Annotated in this window: 23 protein-coding genes, 1 tRNA gene and 1 pseudogene; 9 read left to right on the top strand and 16 right to left on the bottom strand. The window is 54.0% G+C overall.

Translation table 11 applies throughout. From position 1 onward, the window contains the following. Positions 1-146 precede the first annotated feature (146 nt). Positions 147-461 (top strand): hypothetical protein, encoded by a 315-nt coding sequence (locus FIV38_RS24745; RefSeq protein WP_059764775.1) that lies wholly within the window; start codon positions 147-149, stop codon positions 459-461. A gap of 91 nt (positions 462-552) precedes the next feature. Here the strand turns inward: FIV38_RS24745 and FIV38_RS24740 are convergent, their stop codons facing one another. From FIV38_RS24740 to FIV38_RS24710, 7 genes are all read right to left on the bottom strand, one after another. After that, positions 553-1,197 carry an HAD family hydrolase gene (locus FIV38_RS24740; RefSeq protein ID WP_059764614.1) on the bottom strand — a complete coding sequence of 215 codons (645 nt, stop codon included), beginning with the start codon at positions 1,195-1,197 and terminating at the stop codon, positions 553-555. Positions 1,198-1,312: 115 nt separating this feature from the next. After that, positions 1,313-2,329 (bottom strand): hypothetical protein, encoded by a 1,017-nt coding sequence (locus FIV38_RS24735; RefSeq protein ID WP_059764615.1) that lies wholly within the window; start codon positions 2,327-2,329, stop codon positions 1,313-1,315. Positions 2,330-2,470: 141 nt separating this feature from the next. After that, positions 2,471-4,372, bottom strand: coding sequence for a hypothetical protein (locus tag FIV38_RS24730; RefSeq protein WP_092234218.1), 1,902 nt, complete (start codon positions 4,370-4,372; stop codon positions 2,471-2,473). Further along, positions 4,369-4,674: a hypothetical protein gene (locus FIV38_RS24725; RefSeq protein WP_249043021.1), complete on the bottom strand. Its 306-nt coding sequence runs from the start codon at positions 4,672-4,674 to the stop codon at positions 4,369-4,371. The genes FIV38_RS24730 and FIV38_RS24725 overlap by 4 nt, the downstream gene beginning before the upstream one ends. Positions 4,675-4,693: 19 nt before the next feature. Continuing rightward, positions 4,694-5,371 (bottom strand): hypothetical protein, encoded by a 678-nt coding sequence (locus tag FIV38_RS24720; protein WP_235860992.1) that lies wholly within the window; start codon positions 5,369-5,371, stop codon positions 4,694-4,696. Beyond that, positions 5,364-8,597, bottom strand: coding sequence for a site-specific integrase (locus tag FIV38_RS24715; protein ID WP_235860993.1), 3,234 nt, complete (start codon positions 8,595-8,597; stop codon positions 5,364-5,366). Before FIV38_RS24715 ends, FIV38_RS24720 begins: the two co-directional genes overlap by 8 nt. Positions 8,598-8,785: 188 nt before the next feature. Then, positions 8,786-10,246 (bottom strand): tyrosine-type recombinase/integrase, encoded by a 1,461-nt coding sequence (locus FIV38_RS24710; protein WP_059764622.1) that lies wholly within the window; start codon positions 10,244-10,246, stop codon positions 8,786-8,788. A 206-nt stretch (positions 10,247-10,452) separates the two neighbouring features. On the opposite strand from FIV38_RS24710, the pseudogene FIV38_RS24705 reads away from it, so the two are divergent. The 3 genes and pseudogenes from FIV38_RS24705 to FIV38_RS24695 all read left to right on the top strand — a co-directional run bounded on the left by FIV38_RS24705 (position 10,453) and on the right by FIV38_RS24695 (position 13,164). Further along, positions 10,453-11,272 (top strand): annotated as a pseudogene (locus FIV38_RS24705) (IS5 family transposase). 94 nt (positions 11,273-11,366) lie between these two features. Further along, the gene (locus FIV38_RS24700) at positions 11,367-11,861 is read left to right on the top strand and encodes a hypothetical protein (RefSeq protein WP_059764624.1); all 495 of its coding nucleotides are present in this window, start codon (positions 11,367-11,369) and stop codon (positions 11,859-11,861) included. Between the two features lie 34 nt (positions 11,862-11,895). Then, the gene (locus tag FIV38_RS24695; protein ID WP_059764626.1) at positions 11,896-13,164 is read left to right on the top strand and encodes a hypothetical protein; all 1,269 of its coding nucleotides are present in this window, start codon (positions 11,896-11,898) and stop codon (positions 13,162-13,164) included. Positions 13,165-13,635: 471 nt separating this feature from the next. Here FIV38_RS24695 and FIV38_RS24685 read toward each other — a convergent pair whose 3' ends face one another. Both FIV38_RS24685 and FIV38_RS24675 read right to left on the bottom strand, forming a co-directional pair. Next, positions 13,636-14,166, bottom strand: coding sequence for a hypothetical protein (locus tag FIV38_RS24685; protein WP_092234229.1), 531 nt, complete (start codon positions 14,164-14,166; stop codon positions 13,636-13,638). A 618-nt stretch (positions 14,167-14,784) separates the two neighbouring features. Continuing rightward, complete coding sequence (locus FIV38_RS24675) at positions 14,785-15,867, bottom strand: ImmA/IrrE family metallo-endopeptidase (RefSeq protein WP_249043020.1); 1,083 nt, start codon at positions 15,865-15,867, stop codon at positions 14,785-14,787. A gap of 421 nt (positions 15,868-16,288) precedes the next feature. Here FIV38_RS24675 and FIV38_RS30050 point away from each other — a divergent pair, with 421 nt between their 5' ends. Continuing rightward, complete coding sequence (locus FIV38_RS30050) at positions 16,289-16,426, top strand: hypothetical protein (protein WP_159439623.1); 138 nt, start codon at positions 16,289-16,291, stop codon at positions 16,424-16,426. Next, on the top strand, positions 16,414-16,635 hold the full coding sequence (locus FIV38_RS31020) for an SDR family oxidoreductase (protein ID WP_080946570.1): 222 nt from the start codon (positions 16,414-16,416) through the stop codon (positions 16,633-16,635). The genes FIV38_RS30050 and FIV38_RS31020 overlap by 13 nt, the downstream gene beginning before the upstream one ends. A 482-nt stretch (positions 16,636-17,117) precedes the next feature. Here the strand turns inward: FIV38_RS31020 and FIV38_RS24665 are convergent. The 4 genes from FIV38_RS24665 to FIV38_RS24650 form a co-directional block, all read right to left on the bottom strand. Next, positions 17,118-17,191: transfer RNA gene (locus tag FIV38_RS24665), tRNA-Gly, on the bottom strand. Positions 17,192-17,431: 240 nt separating this feature from the next. After that, positions 17,432-18,316: an alpha/beta fold hydrolase gene (locus FIV38_RS24660; protein WP_029299099.1), complete on the bottom strand. Its 885-nt coding sequence runs from the start codon at positions 18,314-18,316 to the stop codon at positions 17,432-17,434. Positions 18,317-18,615: 299 nt separating this feature from the next. Then, complete coding sequence (locus FIV38_RS24655; RefSeq protein ID WP_092234235.1) at positions 18,616-19,308, bottom strand: pseudouridine synthase; 693 nt, start codon at positions 19,306-19,308, stop codon at positions 18,616-18,618. After that, positions 19,308-19,520, bottom strand: coding sequence for a cysteine-rich CWC family protein (locus tag FIV38_RS24650; RefSeq protein WP_092234238.1), 213 nt, complete (start codon positions 19,518-19,520; stop codon positions 19,308-19,310). The genes FIV38_RS24655 and FIV38_RS24650 overlap by 1 nt, the downstream gene beginning before the upstream one ends. 218 nt (positions 19,521-19,738) lie before the next feature. Between FIV38_RS24650 and FIV38_RS30540 the strand changes: the two genes are divergently transcribed. Beyond that, positions 19,739-20,098: a hypothetical protein gene (locus FIV38_RS30540; RefSeq protein ID WP_029299096.1), complete on the top strand. Its 360-nt coding sequence runs from the start codon at positions 19,739-19,741 to the stop codon at positions 20,096-20,098. 143 nt (positions 20,099-20,241) lie between these two features. After that, positions 20,242-20,670 (top strand): DUF3757 domain-containing protein, encoded by a 429-nt coding sequence (locus FIV38_RS24640; RefSeq protein WP_092234241.1) that lies wholly within the window; start codon positions 20,242-20,244, stop codon positions 20,668-20,670. A 22-nt stretch (positions 20,671-20,692) separates the two neighbouring features. Here the strand turns inward: FIV38_RS24640 and FIV38_RS24635 are convergent, their stop codons facing one another. Continuing rightward, positions 20,693-21,805, bottom strand: coding sequence for an enoyl-CoA hydratase/isomerase family protein (locus FIV38_RS24635; protein ID WP_092234244.1), 1,113 nt, complete (start codon positions 21,803-21,805; stop codon positions 20,693-20,695). Between the two features lie 131 nt (positions 21,806-21,936). Here FIV38_RS24635 and ung point away from each other — a divergent pair, with 131 nt between their 5' ends. Next, the gene (gene ung, locus FIV38_RS24630; RefSeq protein ID WP_166647838.1) at positions 21,937-22,632 is read left to right on the top strand and encodes a uracil-DNA glycosylase; all 696 of its coding nucleotides are present in this window, start codon (positions 21,937-21,939) and stop codon (positions 22,630-22,632) included. 140 nt (positions 22,633-22,772) lie between these two features. Here ung and FIV38_RS24625 read toward each other — a convergent pair whose 3' ends face one another. Both FIV38_RS24625 and FIV38_RS24620 read right to left on the bottom strand, forming a co-directional pair. Then, positions 22,773-23,810 carry an AbrB family transcriptional regulator gene (locus FIV38_RS24625; protein WP_092234247.1) on the bottom strand — a complete coding sequence of 346 codons (1,038 nt, stop codon included), beginning with the start codon at positions 23,808-23,810 and terminating at the stop codon, positions 22,773-22,775. Then, on the bottom strand, positions 23,803-25,317 hold the full coding sequence (locus FIV38_RS24620) for a tripartite tricarboxylate transporter permease (RefSeq protein WP_029299091.1): 1,515 nt from the start codon (positions 25,315-25,317) through the stop codon (positions 23,803-23,805). The genes FIV38_RS24625 and FIV38_RS24620 overlap by 8 nt, the downstream gene beginning before the upstream one ends. Position 25,318: the final 1 nt, after the last annotated feature.

The raw sequence follows: 25,318 nt of genomic DNA, 5'->3' as shown, positions 1-25,318 counted from the left end.
TGAAAGGCATGCAAAATGAGCTCTATGTCTGAAGATCACAGCGGCGCTCAGATCCTTGTTGAGTCATAATGCAGGGGCAATTCTCGATGCTGGCATTTCAAGATTATGCCGCCGCATGCCTCTAGCCCCCCCGCGAGACACCTGTGATGACCGTCGATTTGAGTGAAGAGGAAATGCGCCGGGCGCTGTTCGGCACCTCCAGCTCTGCCCCCACTGCATCTGAAAAACCTCTTTCATCTGAAGCTATCAAACCGATCGCCGCCAAACCGGCAGCTCGTAAATTCTCGTCACCCAAGCTTCGAGTAACGCTGAAGGTCAGCAAAGTCTTCGAAGGCGATGAGGAGCTCTTCAGTTACGACGCGAGTACCTTGAGCACCCTGCTAGCAGAACAAGAGGCTAGAAACGCAGCCAGGAAAAAACGGTTCAAGTACATCGAGCTGGTTTCTGTCGTCCCGGTCTGATGGGTTTGATGCCGGTGTGAAGCAGGGTATTTGCCAAGCAGCATGCCGCAATGGATGTTGCCTTCCCCGATCTCGCTATACCGTAGAGAGTTCAAGATACCAACCCGCTGTTGGTGGCTAACACGTAGTGAGCGAAGTCGGTCAGGCTCTTGAAGCCGTCACCACCTCTGCGATTTAAGAAGAAGCCTTGAATTCCCACCTCGCGAGGCGCGTAGCAATCACGCTGGATCGAGTCACCAATCATCATCACTTGGTTGCCGCTGAAGTACTCGCTGGTATCAGCACCGAGTAGCTCACAGCTCGCCCTGTACATGAATGGCTCAGGTTTCATCGCGCCGATTGCGTAGCTGAAACCGTAACCCTCAAGCGTGGGATAAAGCCGGCGTACGGGTTCTCCATACGGCTCAGCGAGATTGGAGGCAACCGCGATCTTGATGCCTTCGGCCTGCAACATTTCCACTGCTTGCAACCCATCATCAAACGGTTCAATGCTATCTAGATCAGCGTCAAGTGCACCTTGGATTTCGGCCATAAGATCGGGTCGGATGCTGATTCCGAAAAGCTCAGCCGCTTCCGCCAGGCTCAGACTGCGGGTCATGACCTGATGCAGGTCGTTCGGTTGCGGGCGACGACCCTGTCGGATGCCTTCTTTCAAAATCATGCGATAGGGGTGTCTGCCCTGTGGGATTCGAAGCAAGGTGCCGAAGGCATCGAAAAGTATGAATCTGACGGACATCTGGATTTGCCTTTAACAACTGCGGATTCGAGCCCGCTCCATCTGGTCTGGCAGGATACAGTGGATCTGAAGGGCAGACATTCGAAGCGACCAGCAGCATGTGGCTGGTCGGCCCTTAAGTGAGCTTGATGCTTTGCAGCATCCTCAAGAGCAGAAAGTCGTCCGGGGCATTCATGATGAGCTCCCCATCATCAGCGACCCTTACCTCGCATAGCCGGGGATGGCTGAGCAGGCCAGAAGGCAGGGGATGGCGAGCAAACGGATTGTGGAGCACATACAGTCCGTCCATGAGGTGCTCTGTGTAGTCTCGTTTCCGGGCAGTCCGCACCACTGGAGTCAGGCTCCCTGGATTAGGATGCAAGGTGGTGTACACGGAGGGTGCCTCAGGATTATCAGCCAGAGCTCTCAGCTTCCCCCAGGTGGCGAGGCAGCTATACACAACCGCTGATACTTCCGCGTGTGAGTCGTCACAAAACAGTCCGACCTCAATGTTGGTGTTGGCATTTTTAGGGGCTGCAGTGACGTTGTACGATGCGACGTGGGTATCCCCTGGTTTGGTCGCTGCCTCATCGTGGTACAGCCCATACAGCGCTGCAAGGATTGGGCGTCCAGATGCAAAATGTGAGTGCGGTCTGTCGAACGATGCAATGCCAAGTACGAAAGGCTTGCCTTCCACGTGTGCATGGTTGAGGTAGCTTTTCCGGTACTTCTTGACCTTGACATCGAAGCTGTTGCAGATCCGCAGAGTCGATTCGATGTTGAAGTCGGTGAAATCCTTAGGCGGCGCGGCCATAGGAAAGCCGTATGCAGGCTCCCCACCAGCCGGTGGTTTAGCAATCGTAGCCTCCAGGCAGAAGGGCACTTCCCCGTCCACCACGAAGTCGGGGGCATGGTGGCGAAGGTCGATTGGTAAACCCAATTCCTTGAGCGCGGCAAACAGGTAAAGCTCCCAGAATGACGACTCGAAGGTCGTTTGTAGCTCCCTTACAAACTTGCCATCACGGTCTTCGAAGCCTTCGGCCCATTTAGCCAATACCGCGCGCTCCGGCCCATAGGGCGCTTCGTTCATCATTTTGAAGAGCGCATGCTGGGTATCGACATCGACTTGATGGGTGAATAGATCAATGGGCATGAGGCGCGTCCTTGAGCAAGGTCGTTATTCGGGGGTGGCTATTACATCTATGTCTTGGCGGTGAGTGGAGTAAACGTTCCGGCAGCTAGCCGTGGATTGGTCGATGATCCACAGGACAAGCCGGGGAGGAGACTCAAGGCCCTACTCGACCAGTGGGGTCAGCCGCTGGTGAGAAATCGTTACTGTCTTCGCCGCCATGAGTTGATCATGCACATACACCTGCTTGACCTCAATGCGATAGGCCTTCAGGTATTCCACCCAGGCATACCTGGATGCCTTCGTCGCGATCAGCACGACCGATCGTGCGCCTGCCTGGACGGCAGCTTCTGGAGACATGGCGAAGCCCACTGACACCTTTGCCTCGTCAACGAGCTCAGGCGATAAAGTGCTGTACCGCCCTTCCGCTTGCACAAACAGCCCCTTCACACTGACGGAATGTATCCGGCAGATGAAGGGATCCCATTTGTTAGCATGGGCCGGGCGCACCCTGATTCGATCGTGCTTTCTGAAACTTGTTTCCTGGGTTTGAAGGACTACCGTTGCTCGCACTCGACTCAGACGCTGATTGATCGTTGCGATCAGCGAAGGAGAGTCACTGACAAAAATTTCACCCGTGGACGATTGATGCCATTGCTCGGCACAGTAGACATTGAACATCTGCTCGTCGCCGCTGGGCTTAGGTTCCGGTGCTGGGATCGCTGATACGGCGTGATTTGCAGCGTGCAGGGTGATGACGGGGTAGTAGGTTTTGAGATCATCCAGAAAATGTGCAGGGTGCTCAGGCATGGCTGGCCGTGCATCGAATAGCACCACCCGCGCGGAGGCAGGGATGCCCTTGAGGGCCACCAAGAAGTCACTGAGTGTCAGTAGATGGCAGTCGGTGATGATGACGGTGGCGTACTCAGCGAGGTCAGGCGGAAGTTCGTGGAAAGGCACTGCAACGTTCTCAGTACAGGCATCATAGATAGGCAGCATGGAAGTCGAATACACGACGAGCTGAGGAGCCGGCGCGTACAAGATCTGCAGGGTGCCGTACAGCTGGCTCGTGAACTCACAAACGCTTGGTAGAGCACGGGCAGTGATCACCGACAGCCTTGAGTTGATGGCTACGATGATTTCGTCCTGGTAATTATGATGGTCATAGGACGCGATGACTTGGCTGTACCTGGAGTAGCCGTACTGGACTTCCTGAGGCGTATAGGTGGGGAAAAAACTGCTCGATAGGCGTTCAAGCTGTCTGCGCACGGCGACCTGAAGCATGGCGTGGGATTTGAGTTGGCAGTACTCCCCGTCAACAATCGTCCAGTCCCGGTCGGTGCAGAGTTCGAGGGCCTTTGCGGGGGATTTTGGCAGCTCCGTCTTGTGAACGATCGTGCGTCCCCTCAAGCCTTGATCTCTGAACCAGGTCAGCAGCTCAAGCGCCCCACGTTGGCTGGCTTCCAGACTCGTTTGCGAGGATAAGGCTGATTGAATCAACTGCGATGAGCCGAACGACAAGAGGGCCTTGAGCCTGGCAAGCGGAAGTGCGCATGCATCGGAACCAAACGTGTCATAGCAGGCTTCTGCGCGCGTTTGAGGAAGCCCCCAGGCCATCAGTCGCTTAACGTGCTGGTACCGTTGCTGAGCCTCTTGGAACGCTACCCCTAGCAGGGTGCATTGCGGTTCTGGCAGTACCCCTTGCCAGGATTTCAGGTCATTCTGGACGAGGCTGGCTAAGAGCCTCTCGCGTTGAACCGCGTCCAGGGAGGTGAGCAGTCGTTTTGCAGTGGGTTTGAGCTGTATATCGGCGAGGAAAAAGTTGTGCTCAGTGAGCGTGGCCCAGGCCGAGATGTCGAGGCCACATTCCAGGGCGGCTACCAGGTTGACTCCATGGCTACGTGCAGCAGTTCTCAGCATGTACATACGCCCGGCAAGCAGCGGTAAATCGAATGCATCAGTGCGAAAGCGCAATGAGGCGATTCTACCGTTGCCTGAGTCGACGCAGGTGATTTGACTGATGCCATCTAGCCTATGGATGACCCGCTTGATGAGGTACTTCTTCACGAGCGATCGCTCAGTACGATGCCACCTGCGTGGATCATGTTTAGCTCATGACGTGCTGATCGCAGTTTTTGCTTCAGCGTCGAATTTTCCTGTTTGATCAGGGTTAATTCGGTTTGCAATCTAGAATTTTCAATGTTGGGAGGTGCTCCTCCTGGAAGAGTGCTGATCGATTTTTTCAGGTACTCGTTCAGTATCGCCAGGAGCATATGTACTTCAGGGTTGCCTCGGCCAGGATAAAATATTTGTCGAGTGGCCCCAATCTTGGCTGCCAACCAAGTAAGATTAATACTGCCTTTCCTCATGGGAATAAAGGCTTCTGCCTCAATCAGTTTCGCTAGTTCCCGTTTCAATAGAAGGGCGAAGCGATTCTTCAAGTTCAGCTGTGCTAAGCGATCCAGGATTAGTGTTTTTTGCATGGCGCCAGTCCAAGTAGGGTTTACAAATTTTCGCATCAGAGAGCGGGGCGGGAACTCCTGTCATCGTTGCGCGTGTCATCAGCCGACCTTTTTCGAAGTATAGGTACTGCTCCTCCTTCAATACGGTTTCAACTAGTTGGCAGGTTGCTTCAAACGCCTGCAGGAAACTGTCGGTTTTAATAAGGGTTGGTTTGGGTTTTGATTTGGTTGTTAGGTCGACCAATATTTTTTCTAGAACATTGATGCGATGCCTTGCTTCACTCAGCTGAATCTGCAGCGTTTCTTCTGGAATTAAGGCTTCTCCGACCGAACGGGGAATTTTCGTGCAAAGTTTCACTGCGTAGCTCTCAAAAAGTTTCCTTTGAGGTGTGCCTGCCTTTCTATAAAGTGACGGATCCACCCCGACAATCAGGGCGACATCTCTGGCAAGTTTTGAAAAATTTTCGTAGGGTGGCACATTTTTTTTAATCAGTGATTCTAGAGTAGTCTTGGTTTTTGCTAATGTTCTGTTAAGTTGTTCCTGCTTCCAGTCATGCTTATCTTTGCTTTGAGTCGCCAGTTTGCTCGGGCGGTAGTTATTCAATTTGTTCACGCTCCAGTGACAGGCTAGGAGTTGACAAAGATGCAATCACCTCGTCAAAAGTAAGACCTGAGCTTTTGAGGATGGTGGCTATCTGGCAGGCCATAAGCTGCTTGGTGGTAGGATCGCTAAGCTCTAACTTGAGTAGGTCTGGGTTTTTGGCCAGCCGCTCAACCATGTAGGGGTAGTTGGCTGAGGTCAGGTGCGGGTAGGCTTCAGAATCAAGAATTCCCGCAATAACCCGGTGGAGAGGGTTTGACATGTCCACAGCATGTCGTTTCGCACCGACTAGGTCACGGTAGCGGGAGATGTATCCCTGATTATGATTATCGGAATCCAGCACCTCATTAAGTTGGTCGGCTAAGTGCTTATATGATGCTAGTTCGTAGCGAGCGATTGTCAGTTCGTGATGGTATGGCTCCATCTCAGCTTGTGAAATGTCTGCTTCAGCTAACTGACTGATTTTATCCACGAGGTGAAGACTGTTGATTTGAGCCTGTCGCATCTTCACGTTCATGCCTGGCAAATGATCGATGCCCCATACTGCTGCATCGCAAAGGCTACAAACTCTCGACCGTCCTGTGAAGTCTACAAGTTGTTTAGGGCAGTCGCCATCACGCATGCAGATACAGTGAGTGTAAAATCCCGGCGGGGCTTTGCTTCTGGCTATTAAGTCTGTGCCTGATTCTTGGCTGTCTATGAGATAGAATTGTTGGCTTCTGAATTTTTGATCTTTGACGAGCTGCTTCTTATTTTCGTGCCACCCTTTCACAATGGCGCTGTTCGGTGAGCTCGGCTGAGGGATTTTTCCCATCAGCGCCTCATAGGCACTGTCTGTGACCAAGCTATTAGCACGACCGATGTTCTCCAACATGTCTTCGGGCGTAACCACGGTATAGTAGTCAGTAGATACAGCAATCTGATCTTTGATCCTGTGGCCCGCCTGTTGGGCGGTGTAGGTGACATCGAGGTGCCCATACAACCGCATGTGAGAGATCCACGTCACGCGAAGAGAGTGGGGGACATGCACCGCCAGTTCGTTTCCGGAAGCACTTATGGTAATGAAACTGTGATGGGAATCGGGGCTCACAATGGAGTTGTAAACTTGCTCCAGTCCACGGCAAAAATGTACCCATTCGACAGAGTATGTCCCATCCGAAAAAGGCAGATCGTTGTCTTTCCAAGGGCTTCTGAAGAGTGGGCAAATTTTGCCGTATTTATTGGGATCCCTTGGGTCGTTCTCGTAATGAACAAGGCCGGGGGCTTTGGTGTAAATCTGCGTCTGAAAATGCCGCTCATCAATAAGGCTCTTCATCACATCGCCATCAATCACAACATCCCCAGATTTCCCGGACTTATTTGTGTTGACATGCAGGTTGCAGAGGTTAAAGGCGTCTACATATTTTTCGTGATAAAGACTGTCGAACGTTCTAAGATCAAGCCACTGCCCGCTCTGAATTCTTTGGCCTGCGAATAGGCCAATAGCGAGCATCCTGAGTGTTGAAAGCCAGGGTACATAAGCAGTAACCACATTGGAGTTGTCTAGGTCGCGCGGACGGTAATCGCCATACCACCAATTGTAGATGTTGGGTATGGTTGTAATGGGTATATCATAGGTCTCCAGTGGACGCTTCGAGCTGCGTAAAGTTGCTGTAGTGTTGAGGTTGATTTTTGTGAGGTCAATCCAGTCGCTTGTTTTTATTTCTGTAATGGTTTCACGATCAAGGCGGCCATCTAGTATCGCGTTCCTGATGTTGATGCCAATGGTGTCAAGCGCGCTCATATAGGCTTTGGCGATTATTGAAATGTCCCGAGGGAACGGCTTCTTATCAGACTTAGATCGTCCGCCACTTCCAGTCGAATCCATAGAGCGGTTGACAGGGTTGGCATACCCACCATCTACGAAGCCATGAGGTGCGCCATAGGTTCTGACCAGTTCGAAGAAGAGATGCACTGAATTAACAAAAGGCTTGGTAGATTTCTCTGTGAACATCAATGTGCGAAGTTTTAATGCAGTCAACGGCATTTCAAAGTTACCACAAATGTCATGCTCTCGATAAATCGACTGTACAGTCTCGTGGTCAATGAGGTCGTCGCACCAAAATACTATTCGCTCGAAGTCGTTGACAGTTTCTGGCAATCGAAGTGTTGAGCCTGGATGCAGTTCTTTCCATACGGGGAGGTAAAAGAAAATGTAGTCAAATAAGAATTTGATGTGGTTGATCTGGTTGTCGATATAGTTTCTGGAATTATTAGATTTGTTGAGTTTGGTAACAAATATGTTTGCCATTGTCACCCACTGGCTATAAGTATTTTCGATCTCTATGTGCGCGCGCCCTGGGTAGAAATCATTCTTCACCCAATTGAAGTCAGGCTTTCGCGGAGGTAGAGATAGTAAAAGTAGGTAGTCCTCGGCGAATATTGAAGAGTGTAGTTCGTCATACAAGGCCATGCTTTCTTCTGCGACGCGCTGCGCCTTGTCTAATCGCGCCTTCTGTCTTTCCATGAGTGTGCGCTCTTTTCTTTTAAGCTTGGCTTTCGGAGAAGAGCGGGCATACTGTTTATTAATATTTCTGATTTTGAAGCGGCGAAGTTTTCGGTCGTGAGTGGGTATGCTTTGCGCTTCCTCAGGTGTCATGACATAATATTTGACATATTCATCATAGTTCTTAATATTTTTAGCGATATCCTCGTTGTGAGCGCGCTTGGATATCAGGTACATTTGATATCGCTCAAGGTAGAAACACTGCTCGGGTGAAATGATTTCGCTGAATGTAGCCGAAAATTTCTTAAGCCAAGGTATCAAAGAGAAATTTTTATTTCCCTTGTCCAGCTTTAGGCTAACTATCTCAGGTATGGCTGCCCAGATTTCGTCAAAATTAACATCGTCTTTAGATTGCCATGAGGTGCGGTACTGCCAGCCTCTGGAGGCTCTTTCAATGTTGTTTGAGCCCCTCGCTACCTCGAAAATAAATCCATAGGTGTACTTTTCAAGCTCTGGATTCTTTTTCCAAACGGAGCTCAACTCGAATGTGAATGGCAGAGTCACTATTTTCTCTGCCCAGAGCAGACAGAGCCAAGCTTTGAATGGTACTACCAGTCCCGTCACATCTTCGGGTCGGTCGGGAAGCTGGCCCGTCAGTTGGTGATACAGCGTTGATCCTGCAGGGCCAGCATCTCCGTCCAGTAGAGTGATTTTGAAAATAGTGTTCAGATCGCTCTGGTACATTCGACGAGTAGATCTCAAACGACTGAACTTTACGATGGCGTGACGCTTGTGATACTGCCTGTCGCTTGAGAATTCGTTTAGGTTCACCTGCCTGGACGTCAATGGCTCAGTCATTTTGCTGAGAATAATAGTTGACGCAGCGTGCAGTCTATCGGGCGCGATTAACTGAATTTCCGTCGATACATTTATCATGCTGCCAAGCGCTCACGCAGGTCTTGGGCGAGACTTTCATATGCATCCGCACGCAGACTATCGATGCTGCCGGTTTTATTCCAGATTGCCGCCATCTGCTGCGAGGCGTGGATTTCGGCCATGAGCACCTCTTGGTCGAGCTTGGCGTAAATAATGGTGGATGTGATTTTTGCGTGCCCCATCAGCACTTGAATTTCACCCAGGGTTAACCCAACTGTGCGGCGCCCAGGGATGTAAACAAAATTTCTGGCCCAATAGCCGTAGAAGTGACGAAGGCTATGGGAGGTGTAAACCTTGGTGCCTGTGCATTCAGTGAAGCCGGCCTCTTGTTGAGCTTTGGCGAGCGCTCGATTAAGCCTGCGGTTAAGCGAGTTCGGTTTGATAGCGTCAACCAATGCCTCGCCATAGCTGTCGGGATTGTCTGATACAAAAAGGAACTCGCTGTCCGAGGTGGGGCGTATTGCCTTATATTCAGCCAGTGCATCATAGAAGAGGGTTTCAAAGGGTTCGAACATGTAGATTCTGGCGGTCGTTCGTCCTTTGAATGGCAAGTCTTGAGCTGACGGGTCGCGCCAGTGGTTAGGGTCTTCTATGCGAAGGGAACGTTCCTTCACATTGATCTCATCGTTCTTCATGGCCCAGGCTTCGGACTGCCGAAGGCCACCGCCAGCTTGGAGCAGGGAAACTACCTTCTCTAGGGGCGGCAGATTCTCGATCAGCCTCAAAATTCGACGTGATGGAAACTCCTTTGGGGGCTTTCTTTTGGGAGCCTTTCCGCCCTCTAGGCCTCCCGGCGCGGTCTGATAGACCTCAGCAGGTTTTTCCTTGAACTCCATGAGCTTCGAACGCATCTGTTCGATCTCGGTTTTGCTCCGACGACGATCTGCCAGAGCATCGAGTTCGTTAGGCGCCTCGATCACGGTTCCAGGGTTGAGGAATCTGGCCATGGCCAAGGAGTCCCTCAGAAGAGCTGCGTGAAGCCGCAGAAAATCGTTGGCAGCTGCTTTATAGGCAAGGCCCGAGACGATACTGATTGGCTTCCGTCCCAGTCGTTTTGCCACCGTCCTGATCACGAAGTCGGTGCTGTTGACCCCCTGGGTCAAAAAGATGAAGTAGGAATTGATCGTTTCGTTGAGGGCTTCCGGATCGATCTGGCCCGCGCCGAGGGCTCTGGACTCGTACAGATAGTCTATGAAGCCTGCATTGCGGTAGGTGTATTGTTCATTGCCCGCACGTGATCGTTTCGTCCCCAGGTGTCGATGGATCCCTCGGGAGTAGGCGTTGAACGAGGGCACTGGTTCCCCGGTTGCCGATTCGTAGAGACGCGGCGGGTCGGCGTTCACCAGGAGCACATTTTTCAAATTGCTTTTTGGGGGAAGCTTTTGGCCGCTCCAGTCGGCTGAATCCTGTACGCCTGTTGTCAGTTGGACGCGATCAGGTAAAGTCGACTTATCCATATATTGACACCTGTTAGATTCTGTGCTATTTACTCTGGTATAAACCATTTCTGGTCTTTTTGCAAATGAATCAATAGATAATTACTATTGATAAGCATTTGTTGATTGTATTTCTGTAATTTTTCTGCCGGTAACGCGGCAGATGACGTTATCTGAGAGCGCTATGGGTGGTTAAGCGCTATGAACTGTCAGAAGAAGCATGAGACGTGATTGCGGATCTCCTTACCTCAACCCACTCCAGAAGCAGGCAGCGATCAAGTGATCCCCTGATGCTCGACGACGTGCTGTGGTTGCTTTGTCCGCTGTGCTCAGGCGCTGGGGGGGGGGGATTGCCGATCGTTACGGGCCTTGGCGAACGACCTACCATCGCCTCCGGGTATGGCGGAATCGGGGCGCGTTCGATCAGTTGCTCAAACGATTGCACCTCACGCTAAACGATCAAGGTCTCATAGACCTGCATACCTGGATGATCGCTTCAATCGCTGCCCGCGCAACCCGCCCCTAATCAGGTGCAAGTAAAAAAGCGAATTGAGCCTGCCGATCACACTCTAGGCCGCAGTCGTGGTGGCCTCACAACTAAAATTCATATGCATTGCGATGCCAGTGGCGTGCTGTTGCACTTCCTTCTATCTGGCGGTCAAGCCAGTGACATCAGCTCGCCCAGCCGCTACTGGGTGATGTAAGCACCCCGACGAACAAGCGCGATCGCCCTCGCAAGCGTTGCCCGTTGGCTGCGGGCTGACAAGGGCTACGATGCCTATGCTCTGCGGCGCTACTGCGACCGATATCGCATGCAGCCGGTCTTTACTTTGCGCTCGATGACGCGCAAGCCCAAACTTGCGCTGCCCCGGCTTTTTGATCGCCGAAGATACCGGTAACGCAATTATCGAGGGCATGATTGGCTGGTCGAAAGAGAGTCGAAGGGTCGTGACTCGTTTCGACAAGCTTGCGAAAAGCTATGCGGCAATGATCTCGCCGGCTTGCGTCATGCGGTGTTTGAAGCACCTTTTTTCAGGCAGAGCCTAGGCACTGATGTGATTTCGCCTATCCAAGCGGGGCGGATGGACGTGGAGCTGGCTATTTGATAGCGTTGGCCGATCAGCCACCAATGGAAATTCAAATGGACTTTGACTGCTATCCTGACAAGATTTCTATAGGGAATCAGGTTCTTGCGTGCGCTAGAAAGCCAAAAGAAGGCATTCTGTATGTACCATACACCACTGACTTGAATGTCAAACTGGGGGATATTGCAACCATCACCGTTGGTGCTCAAACTCTTGAGTTGAAGGTGGTAGATTTCGCAAGTTATCCATCTCAGAAGATTGGAACAACCCACGATCACATACTAGAACTGCATACCGAAAACATTTCGTCATCAGCGCACAAAGCGAAGGAAGCAACCAGCATGATCAGTATCGGCACGCTGAATGGTCAACAGGTTCAGGTGGGAAATGGAAATACTCAGAACGTAAATATATCGATTGAGCAACTCGCTAAAGAGATCGCCAAAACAGATGACCCCAAAGCAAAAAGTCTATTGAAGGGGTTGCTGGAGAACGCTACTGTGAGCAGCGTCATAGGGGCAGGAGTTTCTGGACTAATTGGCTTGCTATGAGAGTCATAATTAATATGGTTCAGGGATTATCTATATGACCGACTCCGGCCCAACAGTTCTTGACGTGTTTGGCACCTCAAGGGAGCTTCCGGCGAACTACGTAATCAGAGAACATGTAGATTTCAAATTTGTCGACTCTTTAACCAAGGATAGGCATGTTATTGTTCACGGAAGCTCTAAGCAAGGAAAGACCTCACTGAGAAAAAAGCATCTTCTGGCTTCTGATTACAAGACCATTACATGCCAGCGCTCATGGAAAATGATTGATCTCCATGACGCAATTCTTAAAGAGGCAGGCTATGATTTAACTTTGTCAAGTGAAGTGTCAACCAACGGTATTCAGAAAGTTCATTTGAATGCCGGTGTTGGCACAAAACAGATAGAGGATGGGAAAACAACGGCAGTGACTACAAAGCCGTTGGAAATTAACATAGGTAGTGTTACAGATGTAATTCGTGCCTTGCAGGAAATCAGATTCGATAAGTTCTTCGTAATTGAAGAGTTTCATTATCTTGAGGAGTCCACTCAAGTCGACTTCGCTCAAGCATTGAAGGCCTTTCATGAGCTAAGCAAGATATGCTTTATCATTGTCGGAGTCTGGCTTGAAGCGGACAAGCTGACATCTCTGAATAATGATCTTGATGGCCGCATAACATCCGTCAATGCTGATAGTTGGCATGATGAAGATATAGACAATCTCTTCAAGACCAGTGAGGAAATGCTCAACTTGGTTTTTGCACACCCCTTCAAGGAAGAGGTAAAGAAGTATTGTAGGGGCAACGTATTTCTGGTTCAGCAAATTTGCCTAGTCGCGTGCGAGCAACAAGGTATTCATCGCCGTCAAGAGTTGACTGTATTGGTAGCTAGCGAACTGGACGTGCGCGCAGAAATAAAGGATATATTAGAAAGCCAGACGGGACGCTATACAAAATTCCTAATGGATTTCTCTGTTGGTTTTGGCACGACAGAGTTTGAACTTTATAAGTGGATTCTCTGCCCTCTAATAACCTTTAGTAATGGGGTTTTAGCAAATGGACTAACCGCCCAAGCCCTGAGGCGCTTTTTAGAAAAATGGCACCCAAATGGCAATCAGATAAAAATTGGTAGGATATTAGCGGCGCTTGCAAAAGTTATTGACCTTCAACAAGAGAAAAAGATCTCACCGATAATTATCGAATATGATCAGACGCGATCTCGACTAAAAATTGTCGATAAAGGGTTTCTGGTGTGGAGGGAGTTCCAGGAAATTGATGATCTCCTTAGTCTAGCGGATTTAGCTGATGAGTATAAGCTATCCTCTTAGGTATAGAGGGCTAGCCATTTAAAGTACATCAATCACAACGAGGGTTCAGGATTTATTACATTCAGGGTAGCGTCCCCAAGTACAGGCGAACTCCCAGAGCAGTTTCCTTTCAAGATGTTTGATATAGGCGGTTGTGTAGGGAGACCCCATATCTACAGGGCAGGCAGATACCCATAAGTGATCAAGCGGGGTAGTGTCAAGCAGCATTAGTCTGAAAGTATTGCCACCCGAATGGCCCGGACGCTCACTGAATGCAGATGTATCAAACTGGCGGAGGCGATCTGCTAGCGTCTGCCCTGTGGTTTCTCCTATATAAATTATGAAATCATTGTTTACCCTAAAGTTGTCCGGCTTCTTTTTGCTCCTAGCGATGAAGTAGACCCCAGGCAGATTCCTCCCTGGAATTTCACTACGACCAGACCAGGGGTGCCATTCACAAAAACCTACCTCGCCCTGCATTTTCATTGGCTCCTATTCTGCACTATTGTTGATAGAGCCAGCCAGGCCTGAGCTACTCGATAAGCTTGCGGTTTGAACTACCGAAAAACAGCTACGATCCTTTTCCTTGGAAAGAAACCTTTGTGCGCTTTCAAAGGAATAGAATGCCCCGAACACTAATGAGAAATAAAATCCTAGTATCAGAAGCCCCGCTTCCGCCAAGGCAAATTTACCGTGCTTGGCTAAATAAATAATGGTTAGCCTATTTTTCTTTTTTAGGTTTTGAACTGGTAGGCTGTCGAGGTAGGGCTTCAGACCAGGAGTCGTACCGCGTTTAAATTCCACAAAGAAATTTTTAATGTTGGCGTGAGCGGCCAGCCAGAGCAACAACAGTATCACAATTGTTATAAACCCCATCGGAAAAGCATTTTTGTAGTCATGCTTTAAGATCAGAGCGTTAAATTTTCCACCTGAGACAGCGACTAAAATCATTAAAAAGAATTGGATGGAAGTGTTGCGAAGGAACTCTAAAAAATGTTTTCTGCCATCACCTAATACCCACATAATCACTCCCTGCAATATATTCTGATGAGATGACGCTAAGCCTGCGTAGATTCAGCAGAATGCGCGTTTCGAGCGCACTGTAAAGCTAAGCCGTAGGCGTCTGCCAGGTGAGGTGCAATACAGCCCTCCATGCTCATATGCTGTGTCATCACGTTGGAGTGATCAGCATCATCCAATTTACGATGAAAAATCAGCCAACTGTGCAGGTGCGGAGTCGTCTGCGTGGGATGGCTCCCCGCTGCCGCGGAAAGCTTTCTAGCACCCTGATCGTCGGTCATCACAGCTAAACCACGACTCATTGCAAATGCGATAGAGGACAACTCCCCCTTTCCAAGACGCCTAAGGTTTTCCAATCTGCTCATGGCTTGAAGATCATCAAGACTGCAAGCATGTACCGGGAACTGACCCTTTTCACGCGCGTCAATTAGTCGACGCTGTAGCTCTCGGCTAGCGTTGGTTGGTGACGTTCTGGGCTTCACTAGACACTCGTAGTTTACGAATTCGGTAACGCAGAAGTGGCATTGCGCTGCCAGCGCAGCGCGGTACAGGGTGCTAGACGAGAGAACATTCCACACCGAACAGGTGTCTGTCACATTGATCAAATGAAAGCGGGATGGGTCAATGGCCATTGCGCGATCTTCCATAAAGGCTGAGCAGCTCTTGAAGGCCTCCCAAGTCACTAAGCAAGGCTTCAGCCAATCGACCTTGAGTGATGATGCCACGGCTCTGAGCGTCTAGGCACAGCGCGACGTAGCTGTCAGATAACCCCTTTTCCAGTAACTTAGCCTTTCGCTCACGCTGTTGCGTCGTCAATTGGGCCGGCAATTCTGGGTCAATCTTCAGTTCACGAGGAACGCGGTACGACTTTATCCTCTGGAATGCTTGCTCGCTAATTAAGCCCTCGGACTTCAGACCTATGCCCAAGGCAACGCAGCTGACTCGCAACTCATGAGCCCAATACTGGGTATTTTCCTGTGTCCATTGCTCAGGGTTGGGCAGCTGTCGGAGGATTTCTGAAGGCATCAGATACCGGGAGGCAAAGGTGTTTGCTCTCACTTCGACTAGGTCAGCCTTAGTCGTACGGGAGTAGGTAATACTGGGGCCACCCTGCGCATCGAAAAGAGCGTGAGAAAATTCATGCGCAGCGCTAAACCGCTGCCGGTATACGTCTTCGCTGTAGTTGACCAGAATGCACTTCCCAGCCGTGGGGTGAGCCAGGAAAAGCCCCGAAATGTTAGAGTTACCAAGCTTTCTACGGAACACATGCACTCCGGTTTGGCGAATCTCCTGATACACATCCCGAGGCACGGCGTTTGTGGGGTGCTGATTGAAAAGGCGAAAGGCTTCAGCCGCTCGGATTCCATCATTCTTAAAATTCCCAGAAGCCTGCGGCAGCGGAAATTCGAGCTTCATAGCCTTCAACTCACTCATCAGGAAGTCCTCTGTTTCGCAGAGGTACAGGAATTCTTGGACGGCTCTACGATCCTCCTTGATGAACTCAGCTCCGTGCCTGCGGTACAGGATTTCGGTCTGCTCAAAGGGGGCGAGCGGCTCGTTCGAGATGAAGAATTTGAAGTTGCAGTGGTAGAGATCGGCCAGGATAAGCACTTCATCACCCGTAGGCGCCTGAGAGCCGGCTTCAACTGACTGCAGGCGCTCAAGGGGGATGTGGGTGACCGCACACACTTCTTCCTCGCTCATCGCAAGCTGCTTGCGATACCGAGACAGCTTTGAACCTAAAGCTGTTAGATTCATTGCTACACCCACTCTCCTGATCGGGAAGGCCTGATCCTAAATGCATCTGGCACAGTCTGGCTATAGCACCCAGCCGAAAACCATAGAGGAGTTAGGGAAGCTCCGAACAAGTCAGCACAGGTCAGATGGCCTGTGCTGACTTCATCGGAATTCCTAAAAGGGGAATACCATGAGCATCACAAAACAGCGCCTTGTCATTATCGGTGATTCGTCGAGGATGGGATTGGCCTTGGCGAGGTGGTTCAGGAAGGGGGAGGTCGTGCTTTGCGGTCGGAGCTCGTGCAAGCTGGAAACTGCGGTGTCCACCCTGGCCGAGTAGGGAAGCGCTGCGAGCTACTAGGCGTTCCACGCCGGTGTCAGCCAGGACGTGATCAATTCTTCCATCGCGATCGGCACCTACGATCATCTCGTCGTGACCGCTGCAGACCTGACCTTCGCACCGTTGGTCCAACTCAACACCAACGACATTCAACGCATGCTTAACTCGAAGTTCTGGGGCCTGTAAACGCCGCGAATTACTGCCTGAACTTCATCAACCGCAAAGGCTCGGTCACCTACTTCTCTGGCCTCGCGGCTTATCGTCCAGCCGTTGACACTACCACTGTCGCGGCGTTGCATGCGGGTCTTGAAGGCTTCTCGATGGCTCTGGCGTTGGAGGTCAAACCGCTGCGCGTCAATGTGATCTCCCTAGGTGTTGTTGATACTCCGACCTAGAACGTCTTGTCGGAGCAGGATCGTGCTGGTCTGTTCGCTCAGGTGGGGTCGGGGCTGCCGGGCTGACAGGTAGGGCGTGCTGATAATCTCGCTGATGCTGTCCTCTCGCTGGTCGAGAGCGAGTTCATCAATGCGACTGTGTTGCACGTGGATGGCGGCGGTCGTATCGCCTGACGGTATTGGTATGAAGTGTCTAGGGCTGGCCTGAAGCAATGTATGGCCGGCCCTTTTCGATTCAGCACGATCCAATTGTCTGGAAAATCGACTTTTCGTAGGGGAGGAGGCTGGGCTGATCGCAGGTTGAGCTTTTTCGAGGGTTCAGGCATCGGTATGCAGTGTTGTGCGGCACCCAATGGGCATGGGTGTACGAGTCATCACGTTTGTGAGTGAGGTCGTTTCAGAATTTCTAGGGAAGGAGAGGGAGTTTCGAGGGATTCAAAGTACTAGGCAGAAAGCCTGGAAGTGCTCTAGATCAAAGAATGTGGAGCGGGTAGAGGGAATCGAACCCTCACCGATTGCTTGGGAAGCAATAGTTGTACCATTCAACTATACCCGCACGTATTGCTAGTAAAGCTCGCTCACAAAAGCGGTTGTCCAGTAAGAACCCTCAACTAAAGCTTGGGAAGCTTTCGTTTTGCCACTAAACTATACCCGCTCAAAGCGGCTGACTTTGTACCAGATGTGCGCGGCGATTTGAAGTTTTTCTTTGAAAAATGTGCAAGTTGCGAGCGTCCGTCCAAACTTTCAGCCAACCCTGGGCAGCGACACAGCGTCATACCCGCCCAGGGTCCAGCCTTTAAATTGCCAGTGCATGCACAGCCTGCCCCTGGTGATACCGCAGTCGACTCACCGACTGTTGCGGTTTCAAAAAGCCCATCAATGCCTTCCGGCTGTCGTTGCACGCGGCCTTGTGCTCCATGTCCAGGAAGTGCCCGGTGGCCTGGATGGTGCCAAAGCTGCTGTTGGCCACATGTTGGCCAAACAGTCGGGCATCCTCGGCGCTGGTGTATTCGTCCCATTCGCCATTCAAGAACAACACCGGAATGTCGATCTGCCGCGCAGCCTTGAGGTAGCACTGGCGGTCGCTGTTGAGGACCTGGCTGATGTGGAAGTGCATCTGCCCATACTCGTGCTCGGCCAGGGTGCTGACGTGCCGATAGTTGAAGCGCTTGAACAGCGGCGGCAGGTGTTTGCCGATGGTGCTGTTGACCAGGTGCCCGACGCTGTGGCGGTCGAGGCTGCCGAGGTAGTCGACGCCGCGCTCCAGGTAGTCGCGCATCGGCGCGTTGATCACCGGAGAGAACGAGCTGATGACGGCCTTTTCCACTCGCCGAGGCCGCTGGGCAAGGGCGACGAGGGTGGCGACACCGCCCCAGGAGAAGGACAGCACATGTTCGGCGGCGAAGTGCTCGATGAGTTCCAGGAGGATCTGGCCTTCACTGTCCTTCGTCAGCATTTGCTCATGACGGTTGTGGGCTTTGGAGCGACCGGCGTAGGGCTGATCGTACAAAACCACGTTGAACTGCGGATACAGGCTTTTCACGGTCTGGGCAAAAGACGCGGTGGTGGCCATGGAGCCGTTGACCAGGATGATGGTCTTTTGAGCAGCCTCCGCGCGATAGAACTCCGTGTAAACCCGATACTGACCCTGTATATCCAGCACAGCGATTTCTGGCCTCATGTCGTAAGACTCCTGGCAAGCGGGTGGTGCGCGCAGATCACTCTGCACGAGCTTTGTGACAGGTAGGCATACGCCTGGAAGGGAGGCCCATGTCGGTCCGATGAAACTGGCCGACGGGTGTTGTTATGGCGGGCAGCTTGCCTGCAACGCCGGCAATCAAGGGAGTGCGGGCAGGCAATGTGTTTCTTGGAAGAGGCTGTGACTAGCCAGTCAGATTGCGGCTGGCGATTTGATTCAAGCAGGAGGCGGGCCAGGTCGCCAGTTTCCCCCTGGAGTTTTGCCGATCACCGGCCCAACGGTCATATCTGGCGGATTTCAGCCTCGGTCAGCGGCCGATACTGGCCGGGGGCGAGCTGTTCATCCAGCGCCAGCGGCCCCATGCGCTCGCGGTGCAGGCGCGTGACCTTGTTGTTGAAGTGCCCGAACATGCGCTTGACCTGGTGATAACGCCCTTCAATGATGCTTAGACGCGCACTTTTGGGGCCCAGCACCTGCAGATCGGCCGGTTGGGTGGTCAGGTCCTCGAAGGCGAAGTACAGGCCGGCGCTGAACGTTGCGGCATAGTCCGGGCCAATCTCCTGTTCGGTCTCGACGTAGTAGACCTTGGGCAGTTTGGTCTGGGGCTGGGTCAGGCGTCGCGACCACTGGCCGTCATTGGTGAGCAGCAGCAGGCCAGTGGTGTTGAAGTCCAGGCGGCCGGCGATATGCAGGTCGCCCTTGTCGGGTTCATCCAGCAGGTCGAGGACGGTGGCGTGTTGCGGGTCGACGGTGGCACTCACGCAGCCAGGCGGCTTGTGCAGCATGAAGTACCGTGCGGGTTTGCCGGCTTGCAGGAGTTGGCCATCACATTCCACCCGGCTGAATTCGCGAACGTCATGCCGTGGATCGTTTACCGGCTGTCCATCCACCTGGATCCGCCGCTCCGCCAGCAGCAGGCGCACCTGCTGGCGATTGAAGCGCGGCAGGTTGCTGAGAAATCGGTCGATACGCATTACTGGGGCTCGGCCCCGCGCAATTGGGCATCGACCTGGGCACAGCGCGGGCACAGGCAAGCCTTGTTGCGAAGCTCCATCGGCAGGGCTTCGAGCACCTTGGGGTCGATGGTGACGCTGTAGCACCAGCAGGCGCGGTCAGCGGTGCGTGGGTCGGCCAGGGTGCAGTCGTTGCGGGCGCCGCAGGCCGGGCAAAGTGTGGGAGTGGTCATTGGTCGGTTCAGGCGTGATTCAGTCGAGATTGCGGTGAAACCCGGTATACCTGGCACGATACAGCCCTGGGCGGTTTATTGCGCCACAGATGTTTCAATCTATGTCCATGTCGCACCAGATTCTGTTTTTGATGTCAGATATTTCGTCATTCAGCGAAGGCTGTGTGTCGCCCTCCAGCGTCGCTGGTGTGGGCTCTTCCGCGGTCCAGGAGGCCGCCATGTATCGTCGATTGCTCCTCACCGCTGTGCTCGGCTTGACCCTTTCTGCCTGTGTGCCCTATTACGATGGAGGCTCCAGCTACTACCGATCCGAAGTCTACACCGCGCCGGCGCCGGTCTATTACTACGGCGGCGGGCCGTCTTACCAGTATCGGCGTGGGTATTACGCACCGCCCCCGCGCTACTATTCCGCGCCTCGTTATTATCAGCCGGCACCCCGTTACTACCCAGCGGGGCCAAGAGCGGGCTACCGGCCCTACCCAAGCCAGGGTTGGGGCGATCACCGCGGCTACAGTGGTCATGGGCGAGGAGACGGCCGTGGCGGCGATCATGGCCGGGGCCGCGGCGGGCACCGGTAAACATCTATTCCTTTAAACGGCGCGCAAAGCGCCGTTTTTTGTGGGCGACCGTTTGTCTCCACTGTCATATTTCACAGCTATCTTGCGCGCCCTTCTCGGACTTAACTAAGTGGCAATACCTTAGCAGCGCACTGGGATGACACATGATCAGCCGGGTAGTCATTCTATGTTTACTAGGCGTTTTTCCGATCGCTGATGCCAGCGCAGAGTTCGGCTGCCCCTATCCCTCGTCGATCAAGCGCACGGGTGGTTATTTGCAAAGTGACAACGGCGCCTGGAAAAGCCCCAAGGTTGAGTTTCCGGGCTTTGTGGACACGTTTGTCGGCGCCGTTTTTACGCCGACCGAGGCCGGGGAGCGCAGGCGAGGGCATCTGGAATACTGCACCTACAAGGCGGCCAACAACCAGTGGGTCAACCTCAGGTTCCAGGCGCCCGAGCCGCGCCCCAGTATGTCACTGAGCGATTCCACCCACTGGGTGCCGGCCCGTGGGCCGTTTGACCAGCAAATCTACATATGTACGGACAGCCAGCCCGACAACTGTTCGTTCACCCTCGATAACCCCCAAAACTAGCCAATTGCCTGACGCCGCTCTGTCATAAGTCAGACAGGTCCGCCAGCGGATGGCGTCCTTCCCAGGCCTTGTGAAAGTGCGCCTCGACCACCGCCTCGGGAACGCGCTTGATATCCGGCCAATGCCAATGGGGCTGCTGATCCTTGTCGATCAGACGTGCCCGTACCCCTTCACTGAACTCCGGGTGCCGACAGCAATTGAGGCTCAAGGTGTACTCCATCTGGAAAACCTCTGACAGGGACAGGTGCCGTGCCCGTTGGATCTGCTCCCACACCAGATGGGCAGTCAGTGGGCAGCCCTCGCTCAATGTCTTGCCGGCCCGGCTGAACAGCGGGTCGGCATGCTCGCGCAACTGGTTCAACGCGCGCCAGGCGCCGCACACGTCGCCCACATCCAGCCATTCGTCGATTTGCTGGCGTCGTGGCAACCACTGCGGCGCGGGCTGCTGGCTGACGGCTTCCTGGGCCAGGGCCTTGAACAGGCTGTTGAGTTGCATCGCCGTCTGCTCCTGCCAATTCAACTGCAGCAGGCCTTCGAGCATCTCGTCCTGTTGTTCATCCAGCAGGAAACGGTCGGCCAGGCCCAGGTCCAGGGCGTCGCGACCATTCATATGGGCGCCGGTGAGGCCGAGAAACAGGCCGAGCTTGCCCGGCAGGCGTGAGAGGAACCAACTGGCGCCCACATCCGGGTACAGGCCGATGCTGATTTCCGGCATGGCCAGGCGGCTGCTCGGTGTGACCACGCGGATGGCTGCGCTTTGCAGCAAGCCCATGCCGCCGCCCAGCACATAGCCATGGCCCCAGCAGATCAGTGGCTTGGGGTAGGTATGCAAGCGATAGTCGAGACGATATTCCGCAGCAAAAAACTGTGCAGCCAACGCCGGCACTTCACCCGGCTGCTCACGACAGGCCTGGGCCAGGCTGCGCACTTCACCGCCGGCGCAGAACGCCTTGGCCCCATTGCCGCGCAGCAGCACGCAGACGATTTGCGGGTCCCTGGCCCACTGGTCCAGGCGTTCGCCCAGGGCCAGGATCATCGGGAGGGAGAGGGCATTGAGGGATTTTTCCGCGTCCAGGCTGGCGATGCCGATACGGGCCCCATCGGTGCCAGTGAGCTCTTCGAAGTGCAGATTCATCATGACCTCAATCGGTAAATTGAACGTTGAGTATGATCCCTTCGTGGGAATGTGCCGGTTATGCGTCAGATCAATTGACAAGTGGGGTGGGCTTTCCTAGGGTTCGCCCACTCTTTTTACATGATGTGTTTCTGATGACTTCCGACGACCGTATCAAACTCGAACCGAGCTGGAAACACGCCTTGCGCGAGGAGTTCGAGCAGCCGTACATGAACGAGTTGCGCGAGTTCCTGCGCCAGGAGCATGCGGCAGGCAAAGAGATCTACCCGCCGGGCCCGCTGATTTTCAATGCGCTCAACTCCACGCCGCTGGACAAGGTCAAGGTGGTGATCCTCGGCCAGGACCCCTACCACGGCCCGGGCCAGGCCCATGGCCTGTGCTTCTCGGTGCAGCCGGGCGTGCCGACGCCGCCGTCGCTGCTCAACATCTATAAAGAGCTCAAGCGCGACCTCAATATCGACATTCCCAACCATGGTTGCTTGCAAAGCTGGGCCGACCAGGGCGTGTTGCTGCTCAACACCACCATGACCGTGGAACGTGCGACAGCCAACGCCCATGCGGGCAAGGGCTGGCAGTTCTTCACTGACCGGGTGATTGAAGTGGTCAGCGAGCATCAGCCGCACCTGGTGTTCCTGCTGTGGGGCGCGCATGCCCAGGGCAAGCAGAAGCTGATTGATGCCACCAAGCATTTGGTGCTGACTTCGGTGCATCCGTCGCCATTGTCGGCGTATCGCGGGTTTTTGGGCTGCGGGCATTTCAGCCGGACGAACAAGTTTCTTGAGCAGAATGGCGAGACGCCGATCGAGTGGCGTTTGCCGCCCATCTAAGGCCCAACACCAAAGGATGTGAGAGCGCAATTGTGTGGGAGCGGGCTTGCTCGCGAAGGCGGTGGGTCAGTCAAGTATTTATCAACTGAGCCACCGCCTTCGCGAGCAAGCCCGCTCCCACATTAGGGTTGTGCCAGGTTTTAGACGGTGTCCGGCTGGCGATTCCAGTGGCGGAATAATGGTTCCGCGAGGAACAGCACAAACAACAACCGCATCACCTGCATCGCCGTCACCAACGGCACCGACAGTTGCAGGGTCTCCGCCGTCAAACTCATCTCTGCAATCCCTCCGGGCATCATGCCCAGCGTCAGCGAGCGCAGATCCAACTGCGTCAGCGCACTCAAACCTACCGCCGCCAGGGTGGCGATCAACATGGTCAGCACTGTGCCGATCAAGGTGCGGCCCATGAAGGCGGGCGCCCGACGAAAGAACTGCCGGTTGAAGTGGCAACCCAGGCCGCTGCCGATCAACCATTGGCCAATCTGACTGCCGCCATCGGGCAGGCCGATGTGCAGATCCCAGGTGATGCTGGCGATGGCGCTGACCAGCAATGGCCCGAACAACCACGGGTTGGGCTGGTGCAGACGCTGCCAGCCCCAGGCGACCAGGGCGCCGATGGGAAACAGCACGGCCAGCCAGGCCCAGTCCACGGGTGCCGGGTGAAATTGTGGCGCGCCGCCGCCGAGCAAATATTTGAAGATCGCCGGTACGCACAGCACCACCAACAACACCCGCAGACTCTGGCCTGCTGCCACGCGGCTGAGTACCGCGCCATTACGCGCACCGAGGTTGACCATCTCGCCGGAGCCGCCCGGCATACTCGAGAAAAACGCCGTGGCACGGTCTTCACCGCTGCGGCGCATCAACCACACACCGACAATGCTCGACAGGCTGGTGACCAGCGCGCCGAAGAAGATCAGGCCAAAGTGGCTCATCACCTGCTCGATCACCATCGGGGTGAAGTGCAGGCCGATACCGATGCCCACCACCCACTGGCCACATTTGCGCCCGCCGGGAATCTCGCCCAACTGCCAGGGCGTGAGGCAGCGCACCAGGATGATCGCCAGCAACGAACCGACCATATACGGCAAAGGCCAGCCGACCAGGCTGGCCAGGTAACCGCCGGCCAGACCGACCAGCGGTGTTGCCCACCATTGTTTAAAGGTGACTTCAGACATCGGCCACGGCGCGACGCTGCAGGGCCCGTTTGCGGTAGATGCGGATCAGCGGGAAGGCCAGCATCAATGCCGTCAGTACCCAGACGCCAAAGGTGATCGGGCTCGACCAGAGAATCTGCAAATCGCCGTTGGAGATCGACAGCGCCCGGCGCAGGTTCTGCTCCATCAGGCCGCCGAGGATAAAGCCCAGCAACACCGGTGACAGCGGGAAGTCCAGCTTGCGCAGGATGTAACCGAAGATACCGATACCCACCATCAGGAACAGGTCGAAGGTGGTGGCGTGGACCGCGTACACACCAATCGCGGTGATGATGGCGATCACCGGCACCAGTGCCCAGTTCGGCACGGCGAGGATGCGGGTGAAGATGCGGATCATCGGGATGTTGAGGATCACCAGCATGATGTTGGCGATAAACAACGAAGCGATCAGGCCCCAGACAATATCCGGCTGCTGTTGGAACAACAGCGGGCCAGGGGTGATGTTGTACAGCGACAACGCGCCGATCATCACCGCAGTGGTACCCGAGCCGGGTACGCCGAGGGTCAACATCGGTACCAGCGCACCGCAGGCGGAGGCGCCGATGGCGGTTTCTGGCGCGGCCAGGCCACGCATGTCGCCTTGCCCGAATTTACCACTGGCACCGGCCAGGCGTTTCTCGGTCATGTAGGCCACGGCTGATGCCAGGGTGGCACCCGCCCCGGGCAGTACGCCCATGATGAAGCCCAGCAGGCCACAGCGGATGTTGACTACAAATACCGCAGAAGCCTCCTTCAGGTTGAACATCATCCGCCCAGTGGCTTTTACCGCCTCCTGGCCACGATGGGTTTTTTCCAGCAGCAGCAGGATCTCGCTGATGGAGAACAGGCCCAATACCAGCACCACAAACTGGATGCCGTCGGTCAGGTGAATATTGTCGCCGGTAAAGCGGTAAACGCCGCTGTTGGCGTCAATACCCACCGCCGACAGGAACAGGCCGATCAGCGCCGCTACAAAGGTCTTCAGCGGTTTGTCACCGGCCATGCCACCGAGGCAGACGATGGCAAATACCATCAGCACGAAGTATTCCGCCGGGCCAAATGCAATCGCCCATTTGGCCAGCAGCGGGGCAAACAGCACCATGCCGCAGGTGGCGATAAACGCGCCGATAAACGAACTCCATGCCGACAACGACAGGGCTACGCCGGCCAGGCCTTTGCGGGCCATTGGGTAGCCGTCCAGGGTAGTCATCACGGTGGAAGCTTCGCCGGGGATGTTCAGCAGGATCGAGCTGATACGCCCGCCGTATTCGCAACCCAGGTATACGGCTGCCAGCAGGATCAAGGCCGATTCTGGCGGCAGGCCCAGGGCAAAGGCGATGGGGATCAACAGTGCCACGCCATTGATCGGGCCCAGGCCCGGCAGCAGGCCGACCACGGTGCCGATCAGGGTGCCGCACAGCGCGGTCACCAGGTTGTAGGGGCTCAGTGCGACGCCGAAGCCCTGGCCCAAATAGCCAAAAGTATCCATA

Source organism: Pseudomonas proteolytica (assembly GCF_007858275.1).
GTDB classification, from domain to species: Bacteria; Pseudomonadota; Gammaproteobacteria; order Pseudomonadales; family Pseudomonadaceae; genus Aquipseudomonas; species Aquipseudomonas proteolytica.
This window is presented reverse-complemented; position numbering and strand designations above follow the sequence as displayed.